The organism is Kosakonia radicincitans DSM 16656 (assembly GCF_000280495.2).
Classification (GTDB): domain Bacteria; phylum Pseudomonadota; class Gammaproteobacteria; order Enterobacterales; family Enterobacteriaceae; genus Kosakonia; species Kosakonia radicincitans.
This window is the reverse complement of sequence record NZ_CP018016.1, coordinates 4,716,961-4,728,167: the sequence shown is the minus strand read 5'-3', so window position 1 is coordinate 4,728,167 and position 11,207 is coordinate 4,716,961. Positions and strand designations below refer to the sequence as shown.

Annotated in this window: 10 protein-coding genes; all 10 read left to right on the top strand. The window is 54.9% G+C overall.

Features of this window, described 5'->3' with window-relative positions; all coding sequences use genetic code 11:
- The first annotated feature begins 1 nt into the window (after position 1).
- The gene (murD, locus tag Y71_RS22705) at positions 2 to 1,318 is read left to right on the top strand and encodes a UDP-N-acetylmuramoyl-L-alanine--D-glutamate ligase (protein ID WP_007373146.1); all 1,317 of its coding nucleotides are present in this window, start codon (positions 2 to 4) and stop codon (positions 1,316 to 1,318) included.
- Complete coding sequence (gene ftsW / locus Y71_RS22700) at positions 1,318 to 2,559, top strand: cell division protein FtsW (RefSeq protein ID WP_007373147.1); 1,242 nt, start codon at positions 1,318 to 1,320, stop codon at positions 2,557 to 2,559. Before murD ends, ftsW begins: the two co-directional genes overlap by 1 nt.
- Positions 2,559 to 3,626 carry an undecaprenyldiphospho-muramoylpentapeptide beta-N-acetylglucosaminyltransferase gene (gene murG, locus Y71_RS22695; RefSeq protein WP_007373148.1) on the top strand — a complete coding sequence of 356 codons (1,068 nt, stop codon included), beginning with the start codon at positions 2,559 to 2,561 and terminating at the stop codon, positions 3,624 to 3,626. Before ftsW ends, murG begins: the two co-directional genes overlap by 1 nt.
- Before the next feature lie 55 nt (positions 3,627 to 3,681).
- The gene (gene murC / locus Y71_RS22690) at positions 3,682 to 5,157 is read left to right on the top strand and encodes a UDP-N-acetylmuramate--L-alanine ligase (RefSeq protein ID WP_007373149.1); all 1,476 of its coding nucleotides are present in this window, start codon (positions 3,682 to 3,684) and stop codon (positions 5,155 to 5,157) included.
- The gene (locus Y71_RS22685) at positions 5,150 to 6,070 is read left to right on the top strand and encodes a D-alanine--D-alanine ligase (RefSeq protein ID WP_007373150.1); all 921 of its coding nucleotides are present in this window, start codon (positions 5,150 to 5,152) and stop codon (positions 6,068 to 6,070) included. Before murC ends, Y71_RS22685 begins: the two co-directional genes overlap by 8 nt.
- Position 6,071: 1 nt before the next feature.
- The gene (gene ftsQ / locus Y71_RS22680) at positions 6,072 to 6,920 is read left to right on the top strand and encodes a cell division protein FtsQ (protein WP_007373151.1); all 849 of its coding nucleotides are present in this window, start codon (positions 6,072 to 6,074) and stop codon (positions 6,918 to 6,920) included.
- Positions 6,917 to 8,173, top strand: a complete 1,257-nt coding sequence (gene ftsA, locus Y71_RS22675) for a cell division protein FtsA (protein WP_007373152.1) — start codon at positions 6,917 to 6,919, stop codon at positions 8,171 to 8,173. Before ftsQ ends, ftsA begins: the two co-directional genes overlap by 4 nt.
- 63 nt (positions 8,174 to 8,236) lie before the next feature.
- Positions 8,237 to 9,385, top strand: a complete 1,149-nt coding sequence (ftsZ, locus tag Y71_RS22670) for a cell division protein FtsZ (protein WP_007373153.1) — start codon at positions 8,237 to 8,239, stop codon at positions 9,383 to 9,385.
- 100 nt (positions 9,386 to 9,485) lie between these two features.
- A complete protein-coding gene (gene lpxC / locus Y71_RS22665) occupies positions 9,486 to 10,403 on the top strand; it encodes a UDP-3-O-acyl-N-acetylglucosamine deacetylase (protein WP_007373154.1) in 918 nt (305 codons plus the stop codon).
- A 279-nt stretch (positions 10,404 to 10,682) separates the two neighbouring features.
- The gene (gene secM, locus Y71_RS22660; RefSeq protein ID WP_007373156.1) at positions 10,683 to 11,189 is read left to right on the top strand and encodes a secA translation cis-regulator SecM; all 507 of its coding nucleotides are present in this window, start codon (positions 10,683 to 10,685) and stop codon (positions 11,187 to 11,189) included.
- The last annotated feature ends 18 nt before the right edge of the window (positions 11,190 to 11,207 follow it).

Sequence of the window (11,207 nt, the reverse complement as noted above, 5' to 3'; positions counted from 1 at the left end):
TATGGCAGATTACCAGGGTAAAAAAGTCGTCATTATCGGTCTGGGTCTGACAGGTCTTTCCTGCGTTGACTTTTTCCTCGCGCGCGGCGTTACGCCACGCGTTATGGACACGCGCGTTTCGCCACCGGGGCTGGATAAGCTGCCGGAAGCGGTAGAGCGCCATCTTGGTAGTCTCAATGATGACTGGTTGCTGGCGGCTGACCTGATTGTCGCAAGCCCTGGCATCGCACTGGCGCATCCTTCTCTGAGCGCGGCAGCCGATGCTGGCGTTGAGATCGTCGGCGATATCGAACTCTTCTGTCGCGAAGCACAAGCGCCCGTCATTGCGATTACCGGTTCAAACGGTAAAAGCACCGTCACCAAACTGGTGGGTGAAATGGCTGAGGCGGCAGGCGTTAATGTAGGCGTTGGCGGCAATATTGGCCTGCCTGCGTTGATGCTGCTTGATGAAGCCCGCGAGCTCTATGTGCTGGAGCTTTCCAGCTTCCAACTGGAAACTACTTTCAGCCTGCACGCGGCGGCGGCAACCATCCTGAACGTGACGGAAGATCATATGGATCGTTATCCGTTCGGGCTGCAACAGTATCGCGCCGCAAAACTGCGCGTTTACGAAAACGCGAAAGTATGTGTGGTCAACGCGGATGATGCGCTGACCATGCCGGTGCGGGGTGCTGATGAGCGCTGCGTGAGTTTCGGCGTTGACGTCGGCGACTATCACCTGAACCGCCAGCAGGGCGAAACCTGGCTGCGTGTAAAAGGTGAAAAGGTTCTGAACGTTAAAGAGATGAAGCTGAGTGGCCAGCACAACTATACCAACGCGCTGGCGGCGTTGGCGCTGGCAGATGCCGCTGGTTTACCGCGGGCCAGCAGCCTGAAGGCGCTGACCACCTTCACCGGGCTGGCGCACCGCTTCCAGTTGGCGCTGGATCATAACGGGGTGCGCTGGATCAACGACTCGAAAGCGACCAACGTCGGCAGCACTGAGGCGGCGCTGAACGGCTTGCAGGTTGACGGTACGCTGCATCTTTTGTTGGGCGGGCACGGTAAATCTGCCGATTTCTCACCGCTGAAGCGCTATCTCGGCGGCGATCGTATTCGTCTTTATTGCTTTGGTCGCGATGGTGGGGAGCTGGCGGATTTACGTCCGGAAATTGCCGATCAGGTTGAAACGATGGAAGAGGCAATGCGTCTGATCGCCACGCGCGTGCAGCCGGGCGATATGGTGCTGCTGTCGCCAGCCTGCGCCAGCCTCGATCAGTTCAAGAATTTCGAGCAACGGGGTGATGTCTTTACCCGTCTGGCGCAGGAGTTAGGCTGATGCGTTTAACGCTCCCACGCCCGAGAATGCCGCGCCTGCCAGGATTTAGCCTCCTGGCATGGCTGTTTACGGCATTGAAAGGCTGGGTTATGGGATCACGGCAAAAAGATTCCGACAGTCTGGTGATGTACGACCGCACGTTGTTGTGGTTGACGCTGGGCCTGGCGGCGATCGGTTTCATTATGGTGACCTCGGCTTCGATGCCGGTAGGGCAACGCCTGACGGACGATCCTTTCTTCTTTGCCAAGCGTCATGCGCTGTATCTATTCCTGGCGTTTTGTATGTCGATGATCACGCTGCGTTTGCCGATGGATTTCTGGCAGAAATACAGCTCGGCGATGTTGATCGCCGCGATCATTATGCTGCTGGTGGTACTGGTGGTTGGTAGCTCGATCAACGGGGCCTCTCGTTGGATCGACCTCGGAGTCATGCGCTTTCAGCCAGCGGAGTTCACCAAGTTGTCGCTGTTCTGTTACCTGGCTAACTACCTGGTACGTAAGGTGGACGAAGTGCGTAATAACCTGCGCGGCTTCCTCAAACCGATGGGCGTGATCCTGGTGCTGGCGGTTCTGCTGTTGGCGCAGCCGGACCTCGGTACGGTGGTGGTGCTGTTTATCACCACGCTGGCGATGTTGTTCCTTGCCGGGGCGAAACTGTGGCAGTTCATCGCCATCATCGGTATGGGGATTTCAGCGGTTGTGCTGCTGATCCTCGCCGAACCGTATCGTATTCGCCGCGTAACCTCTTTCTGGAACCCGTGGGAAGATCCCTTCGGTAGCGGTTATCAGTTAACACAGTCGCTGATGGCATTTGGTCGCGGTGAGCTGTGGGGGCAGGGGCTTGGAAATTCGATACAGAAGCTGGAGTATCTGCCTGAAGCACATACGGACTTTATCTTCTCCATTATCGGGGAGGAACTCGGTTATATCGGTGTGGTAGTGGCACTTTTAATGGTATTCTTCGTCGCTTTCCGCGCCATGTCCATTGGGCGAAAAGCGCTGGAAATCGATCATCGTTTCTCTGGTTTCCTGGCCTGCTCGATTGGTATCTGGTTTAGCTTCCAGGCTCTGGTTAATGTCGGTGCGGCGGCAGGTATGCTGCCGACCAAAGGGCTGACTCTGCCGCTTATCAGTTACGGTGGTTCCAGCTTACTGATTATGTCAGTGGCGATTACGCTGCTGCTACGCATAGATTATGAAACGCGTCTGGAAAAAGCCCAGGCGTTTACACGAGGTTTGTGATGAGTGGTCAACCAAAGCGGTTAATGGTGATGGCGGGCGGTACCGGCGGGCATGTCTTCCCCGGGCTTGCAGTTGCGCACCATTTGATGGATCAGGGCTGGCAAGTGCGCTGGCTCGGAACCGCCGATCGCATGGAAGCCGATCTGGTGCCCAAACACGGTATCGAGATCGATTTTATCCGTATCTCCGGCCTGCGTGGCAAAGGGATCAAAGCGCAGTTGTTGGCTCCGGTACGTATTTTTAACGCCTGGCGACAGGCTCGCGCCATCATGCAGCGCTTTAAGCCGGATGTGGTGCTGGGGATGGGCGGTTATGTCTCTGGTCCTGGCGGGCTGGCTGCCTGGTCGCTCGGTATTCCGGTAGTGCTCCATGAGCAGAACGGGATTGCCGGGTTGACAAATAAATGGCTGGCGAAAATCGCCACCAAAGTGATGCAGGCGTTTCCCGGTGCGTTTCCAAAAGCGGAAGTCGTTGGAAACCCGGTGCGCATCGATGTGCTGGCACTGCCGCTACCGCAGGAGCGTTTACCTGGCCGTGAAGGGCCGGTTCGCGTGCTGGTCGTTGGCGGCTCGCAGGGTGCGCGCGTGCTGAACCAGACGATGCCGCAGGTCGCGGCGAAGCTGGGCAATGCTGTGACCATCTGGCATCAGAGCGGTAAAGGCGTGCAACAGGATGTTGAGCAAGCATATGCCGCCGCGGGCGAACCGCAGCATAAAGTGACGGAATTTATTGACGATATGGCGCAAGCCTACGCGTGGGCGGATGTGGTGGTGTGCCGTTCAGGCGCGCTGACGGTCAGCGAAATCGCAGCCGCAGGTTTACCGGCGCTGTTTGTGCCTTTCCAGCACAAAGATCGTCAGCAGTACTGGAATGCATTACCGCTGGAAAAAGCGGGTGCTGCGAAGATCCTCGAACAGCCGCAGTTCACCGTTGATGCGGTAGCAGCGACGTTGGCGGGGTGGGATCGCGAAGCATTACTGGCGATGGCGGAACGCGCACGCGCGGCGGCCATCCCGGATGCCACCGAGCGCGTGGCGAATGAAGTCAGCCTGGCAGCTCAGGCGTAAATACTGGCGGCGCGTTAGCGTCGCGCAAATTTAAGTAGTCGATGGCGTTTAGAGAATGAATACACAAGAACTGGCAAAACTGCGTTCAATTGTGCCCGAGATGCGACGTGTCCGGCACATTCACTTTGTCGGCATTGGCGGTGCTGGCATGGGCGGTATTGCCGAAGTGCTGGCCAATGAAGGCTACCAGATTAGCGGTTCCGACCTGGCGCCAAACCCAGTGACGCAGCAGTTGGCGTCGCTCGGCGCCACTATTTATTTCCATCATCGCCCGGAAAATGTGAGCGATGCCAGTGTTGTTGTGGTCTCCAGCGCCATATCTGCCGATAACCCTGAAATTGTTGCGGCGCATGAAGCGCGTATTCCAGTTATCCGCCGTGCGGAGATGCTGGCTGAACTGATGCGTTTCCGTCATGGCATCGCGATTGCCGGTACGCATGGCAAAACTACCACGACTGCGATGGTGGCCAGTATTTACGCAGAAGCCGGGCTGGACCCGACTTTTGTTAACGGTGGGCTGGTGAAAGCCGCCGGGGTGCATGCGCGCCTGGGGCACAGCCGTTACCTGATTGCAGAAGCTGATGAGAGCGACGCCTCATTCCTGCATCTGCAACCGATGGTGGCCATTGTCACCAATATCGAAGCCGATCACATGGATACCTACCATGGCGACTTCGAGAATTTAAAAACGACGTTTATCAACTTCCTGCACAACCTGCCGTTCTACGGCCGTGCGGTAATGTGTGTGGACGATCCGGTTATCCGAGAATTGCTGCCGCGCGTGGGGCGTCAGACGACGACGTACGGATTTAGCGATGATGCTGATGTTCGTGTAGAAAATTATCGCCAGGTCGGGCCGCAGGGGCACTTCACTTTGGTGCGCCAGGATAAACCGGAACTGCGTGTCACGCTGAATGCGCCAGGCCGCCACAATGCGTTGAACGCGGCGGCGGCGGTAGCAGTAGCGACAGAAGAGGGGATCGAAGATGAAGCGATCCTTCGCGCGCTGGAAAGTTTCCAGGGCACCGGGCGCCGTTTTGATTTCCTTGGTGAATTCCCGCTGGAAGCGGTGAATGGCAAAAGCGGTACCGCCATGCTGGTGGATGACTATGGTCATCACCCGACAGAAGTGGATGCCACGATTAAAGCAGCGCGTGCGGGCTGGCCGGATAAAAACCTGGTCATGCTGTTTCAGCCGCACCGTTTTACCCGTACTCGCGACTTGTACGACGATTTCGCCAATGTACTGACGCAGGTCGATTCTCTGCTGATGCTGGAGGTTTATCCGGCTGGCGAAGCAGCTATCCCGGGCGCTGACAGCCGTTCGCTGTGCCGTACTATTCGCGGACGCGGCAAAATTGATCCGATCCTCGTGTCCGATCCGGCACAGGTTGCGGCGATGCTGGCGCCGGTACTGACCGGTAATGACCTGATCCTGATTCAGGGAGCTGGGAATATCGGCAAGATTGCCCGCAGCCTGGCTGAGAGCAAACTGAAATCGCAGAGCACAGAGGAGGAGCGCCGTGGCTGAGAAAGTAGCGGTTCTGCTGGGCGGAACCTCCGCCGAGCGTGAAGTTTCGCTTAATTCCGGTGCAGCGGTGCTGGTGGGTTTGCGGGAAGGCGGAGTGGATGCGCACGGCGTGGATCCGCGTGATGTGGATGTCACCCGCCTGAAAGAGATGGGTTTTAGCAAAGCATTTATTGCTTTGCATGGTCGCGGCGGCGAAGACGGCACCTTGCAGGGGCTGCTTGAACTGATCGATATGCCTTATACCGGCAGCGGCGTTATGGCATCCGCGATCTCCATGGATAAACTGCGCAGCAAATTGTTGTGGCAGGGCGCCGGATTACCGGTTGCACCATGGGTCGCGCTCGAACGCAGTGAGTTTGAATCAGGCCTAAGTTTTGACGATATTCAACGCATTGATGAACTGGGGTTACCTGTTATTGTCAAGCCCAGTCGTGAAGGCTCCAGCGTTGGGATGTCGAAGGTAGAGAAAAGTGACGATCTGCATGCGGCGTTAGCGCTTGCGTTTCAACATGATGATGAAGTTCTGATCGAAAAATGGCTAAGTGGCCCGGAATTTACCGTGGCGCTGCTTGGGAACGAAATTTTACCGTCTATTCGTATCCAGCCAGCGGGAATCTTCTATGATTATGAGGCGAAGTATCTCTCTGATGAGACAAAATATTTCTGCCCTTCAGGTCTGGAAGTGGAGCGAGAGGCGGCATTACAGTCCCTGGTATTGAAAGCATGGCGTCTTTTAGGTTGCCGTGGCTGGGGACGAATTGATGCCATGCTGGATAGCGACGGTCAGTTTTATTTGTTGGAAGCGAATACATCGCCAGGGATGACGAGCCACAGCCTGGTGCCGATGGCTGCGCGCCAGGCGGGTTTGAGCTTCTCACAACTTGTTGTTCGCATTCTGGATCTGGCGGAGTGATATGTCACAGGCTGCGCTGAACACGCGAAACCGCGAAGCGGAGGCCGTAACTGCCTCCCGCCGCAACAATGGAACGCGTCTTGCAGGGATTTTGTTCCTGCTGGCGGTGCTGTGCACCGTGTTTGCTAGCGGCTGGGTGGTTTTGGGTTGGATGGATGATGCACAACGCTTGCCGTTGTCGAAGCTGGTGGTGACGGGCGATCGTCATTACACCCGTAATGATGATATTCGTCAGTCTATTTTGGCGCTGGGGGCACCCGGCACCTTTATGACCCAGGACGTCAATATTATTCAGAGTCAGATAGAGCGTCTGCCCTGGATAAAACAGGCAAGCGTCAGAAAGCAGTGGCCAGACGAATTGAAGATTCATCTGGTTGAATACGTGCCGATTGCGCGGTGGAATGATCAGCATATGGTCGATGCCGACGGTAATGCGTTCAGCGTGCCGTCCGAACGAACCAGTAAGCAGGTTTTGCCCATGTTGTATGGCCCTGAAGGCAGTGAAAGCGAAGTCTTGCAAGGCTACCGCGATATGGGGCAATTGTTGGCGAAGGATAAATTCACGTTAAAAGAAGCGGCGATGACGGCGCGACGTTCATGGCAGGTCACGCTGACTAACGACATCAGGCTCAACCTGGGTCGTGGCGATACAATGAAACGCCTGGCGCGCTTCGTGGAACTCTACCCGGTTCTGCTGCAACAGGCGCAAACGGACGGTAAAACGATCAGTTACGTGGATTTACGCTATGACTCAGGCGCGGCTGTAGGCTGGAAAGCAGCCCCTGTTCAGGAACCGAATCAGCAGCAAAATCAGGCACAACAGAATCAGGCACAGGCAGAGCAACAATGATCAAGGCGACGGACAGAAAACTGGTGGTTGGACTGGAGATTGGCACCGCGAAGGTAGCCGCTTTAGTAGGGGAAGTTCTGCCCGACGGTATTGTGAATATCATTGGCGTGGGCAGTTGCCCGTCTCGTGGTATGGATAAAGGCGGAGTGAACGATCTGGAATCGGTAGTGAAATGCGTACAGCGCGCTATCGATCAGGCTGAATTGATGGCGGATTGCCAGATCTCTTCTGTCTACCTGGCGCTTTCGGGGAAGCACATTAGCTGCCAGAACGAAATTGGGATGGTGCCGATTTCGGAAGAGGAAGTGACGCAGGAGGATGTGGAGAACGTTGTGCATACCGCCAAATCGGTGCGTGTACGCGATGAACACCGTGTTCTGCATGTGATTCCGCAGGAGTACGCCATTGACTACCAGGAAGGGATTAAAAACCCGGTTGGGTTGTCTGGTGTGCGTATGCAGGCAAAAGTACATTTGATTACTTGCCATAACGATATGGCAAAAAACATCGTTAAAGCCGTTGAACGATGTGGGTTAAAAGTTGACCAACTTATTTTCGCCGGACTGGCTTCCAGCTATTCGGTGTTGACGGAAGACGAACGAGAACTGGGCGTCTGCGTTGTTGACATCGGTGGTGGTACAATGGACATGGCGGTCTACACTGGCGGCGCGCTGCGCCACACCAAAGTGATCCCTTATGCAGGGAATGTGGTCACCAGCGATATTGCTTACGCTTTCGGTACGCCGCCCAGTGATGCAGAGGCGATCAAAGTTCGCCACGGTTGCGCGTTGGGATCGTTAGTCGGCAAAGATGAGAGCGTTGAAGTGCCCAGCGTGGGCGGTCGTCCGCCGCGCAGCCTGCAGCGTCAGACGCTGGCAGACGTGATTGAGCCTCGCTATACCGAGTTGCTCAATCTGGTTAACGATGAGATTTTGCAGTTGCAGGAACAGCTTCGCCAGCAGGGTGTAAAGCATCACCTGGCGGCGGGGATTGTGTTGACCGGCGGTGCTGCGCAGATGGAAGGCCTGGCGGCCTGCGCGCAGCGCGTTTTCCATACGCAAGTGCGTATTGGTGCGCCGCTCAACATTACTGGCTTGACCGATTATGCCCAGGAGCCGTATTACTCAACGGCTGTAGGGTTGCTGCACTACGGAAAAGAGACGCATCTCAGTGGTGAAGCAGAAGTGGAAAAACGCGCGTCAGTAGGGTCATGGTTCAAACGAATCAACAGCTGGCTGCGAAAAGAGTTTTAATTTTTTTCAGAGAGCGCAGAAAATTAGCGGTCTCAGGCGACAGGCACAAAACGGAGAGAAATTATGTTTGAACCGATGGAATTAACCAACGACGCGGTGATTAAAGTCATCGGCGTCGGTGGCGGCGGTGGCAACGCCGTAGAGCATATGGTGCGCGAGCGCATTGAGGGTGTTGAATTCTTCGCCGTAAATACCGACGCGCAAGCGTTGCGTAAAACGGCGGTGGGGCAAACCATTCAGATTGGCGGTGGCATCACCAAAGGTCTGGGCGCTGGAGCAAACCCTGAAGTTGGTCGCAATGCGGCTGAAGAAGATCGTGAAGCCCTGCGCGCTGCGCTCGAAGGCGCTGACATGGTCTTTATCGCGGCAGGCATGGGTGGCGGTACCGGTACGGGTGCAGCTCCTGTCGTGGCCGAAGTCGCTAAAGATTTAGGTATCCTGACGGTTGCTGTGGTGACCAAGCCTTTCAATTTCGAAGGCAAGAAGCGCATGGCGTTTGCTGAGCAGGGTATCACTGAGCTGTCCAAACATGTGGACTCGCTGATTACTATCCCGAACGACAAGTTACTGAAAGTGCTTGGGCGTGGTATTTCTCTGCTCGATGCATTCGGTGCAGCGAACGATGTACTGAAAGGCGCTGTGCAGGGTATTGCTGAGCTGATTACTCGTCCGGGTCTGATGAACGTTGACTTCGCTGACGTGCGCACTGTAATGTCCGAAATGGGCTACGCGATGATGGGCTCCGGTGTGGCCAGCGGTGAAGATCGTGCGGAAGAAGCGGCAGAAATGGCGATTTCCAGCCCGCTGCTGGAAGATATTGATCTCTCTGGCGCTCGCGGTGTGCTGGTTAACATTACTGCTGGCTTCGACCTGCGTCTGGATGAGTTCGAAACGGTGGGTAACACTATCCGAGCTTTCGCATCTGATAACGCGACTGTGGTTATCGGTACGTCCCTTGATCCGGATATGAACGATGAGCTGCGTGTGACCGTCGTTGCGACAGGTATCGGCATGGACAAACGTCCGGAAATTACGCTGGTGACCAACAAGCAGGCACAGCAGCCAGTGATGGATCGCTATCAGCAGCACGGCATGCAACCGATGCAACAGGAGCAGAAACCGGCGAAAGTGGTTAACGACAATACGCCGCAAACCACTAAAGAACCTGATTATCTGGATATTCCGGCGTTCCTGCGTAAGCAAGCGGACTAAGAATTTACTGGAAGTTGGGCTTCTTCGCTCTTTGTGCTAAACTGCCCCACCGATTGTGTTATACACTTCGGATGGATTGGTAATAAGGCGAGATTATACGATGATCAAACAAAGGACTCTTAAACGTATCGTTCAGGCGACTGGCGTCGGTTTACATACCGGCAAGAAAGTCACACTGACGTTGCGCCCTGCGCCGGCAAATACCGGGGTCATCTATCGTCGCACTGACTTGAATCCACCGGTAGATTTTCCGGCTGATGCTAAATCTGTGCGTGATACTATGCTCTGTACTTGTCTGGTCAACGAGCATGACGTGCGGATTTCCACCGTTGAGCACTTAAATGCTGCTCTGGCGGGGCTGGGTATCGACAACATTATTGTTGAAGTCGATGCGCCGGAAATTCCCATTATGGATGGCAGTGCTGCACCTTTCGTTTATCTGCTGCTGGATGCAGGGATCGAAGAGCTTAACAGCGCCAAAAAATTCGTTCGTATCAAAGATACGGTGCGCGTTGAAGACGGTGATAAATGGGCTGAGTTCAAACCACACAACGGTTTCACGCTCGACTTTACCATCGATTTTAACCACCCGGCGATTGATGCAAGCACTCAACGCTATGCGATGAACTTCTCTGCCGACGCATTTATGCGCCAGATTAGTCGTGCGCGTACCTTCGGTTTTATGCGTGATATCGAATACCTCCAGTCTCGCGGACTCTGCCTGGGCGGTAGCTTCGATTGTGCCATCGTAGTTGACGATTATCGCGTACTGAACGAAGACGGACTGCGTTTCGAAGATGAATTTGTTCGCCATAAAATGCTGGATGCAATCGGCGACTTGTTCATGTGTGGTCACAATATCATTGGTGCGTTTACCGCATATAAATCCGGTCACGCATTAAATAACAAACTGTTGCAGGCTGTTCTGGCAAAACAGGAAGCCTGGGAATATGTGACCTTCGAAGACGACGCCGAATTGCCGCTGGCATTTAAAGCACCGTCAACGGTTCTGGCATAACGCCATAACCACAAAATCGACTGGTTAACCTGGCACTCTCTCCGGTCAGGGAAACCAGTCGTTTTTTATTGCTTTTTTCCCACCAGGCCTTTCTCCTGCTTTGATGTAGAACTTTCTCTTTTTTCGCTTTGAGCGGTGTGTTTGCTGCTTTCCTGGTCAATTTCGCCCTTCTGAAGCCTGAATACTACTGCGGTGCTGGCGGCTTTAGTGGTAAGATTTGGGCGCAAAATGGCACCGACAGAAGCAAAATCGGACAAGCGTGATTTTTGGGTGGAGCAGGTGAACGGAATACTGACGTGCTGGCGACAATTTGGTAGACGCTACTTCTGGCCGCATCTCTTATTAGGGATGGTTGCGGCGAGTTTTGGCTTGCCTGCATTTGCCAGTAGCGCTGATTCACATCAGCCTGCGCGTGAAACGACTCGCAATCACGATGGCGTCAATAACGGCAATTTCACCAGTTTCTCCTTGCTGGAAGCGAAACGACGCCCGAACTTCACTGTCGATTACTGGCATCAACACGCCATTCGTACCGTGATTCGTCATCTTTCGTTCGCTATGGCGCCTCAGGCGCTACCTGTAGCAACGGAAGAGCCATCGCCCATTCAGGCGCATCATCTGGCATTGTTGGATTCGCTCAGCGCACTGCTGATGCTGGAAAGCAAGCCGCCGACGATTGTCCGCCTGGCTGTTTATATCCCTTCTACGCCGCAAGCCGCGTTTAGCGTGCCCACCTGGGTGAGCCAGGTGCAGGGTATTCGCGCAGGCCCTCAACGCTTCAGCTAAAAAAAGAGCCTTTTATCC

Coding starts and splice junctions, on each gene's coding strand:
- murD (WP_007373146.1), top strand. CDS start 2: ATGGCAGATTACCAGGGTAAAAAAGTCGTCATTATCGGTCTGGGTCTG.
- ftsW (WP_007373147.1), top strand. CDS start 1,318: ATGCGTTTAACGCTCCCACGCCCGAGAATGCCGCGCCTGCCAGGATTT.
- murG (WP_007373148.1), top strand. CDS start 2,559: ATGAGTGGTCAACCAAAGCGGTTAATGGTGATGGCGGGCGGTACCGGC.
- murC (WP_007373149.1), top strand. CDS start 3,682: ATGAATACACAAGAACTGGCAAAACTGCGTTCAATTGTGCCCGAGATG.
- ftsQ (WP_007373151.1), top strand. CDS start 6,072: ATGTCACAGGCTGCGCTGAACACGCGAAACCGCGAAGCGGAGGCCGTA.
- ftsA (WP_007373152.1), top strand. CDS start 6,917: ATGATCAAGGCGACGGACAGAAAACTGGTGGTTGGACTGGAGATTGGC.
- ftsZ (WP_007373153.1), top strand. CDS start 8,237: ATGTTTGAACCGATGGAATTAACCAACGACGCGGTGATTAAAGTCATC.
- lpxC (WP_007373154.1), top strand. CDS start 9,486: ATGATCAAACAAAGGACTCTTAAACGTATCGTTCAGGCGACTGGCGTC.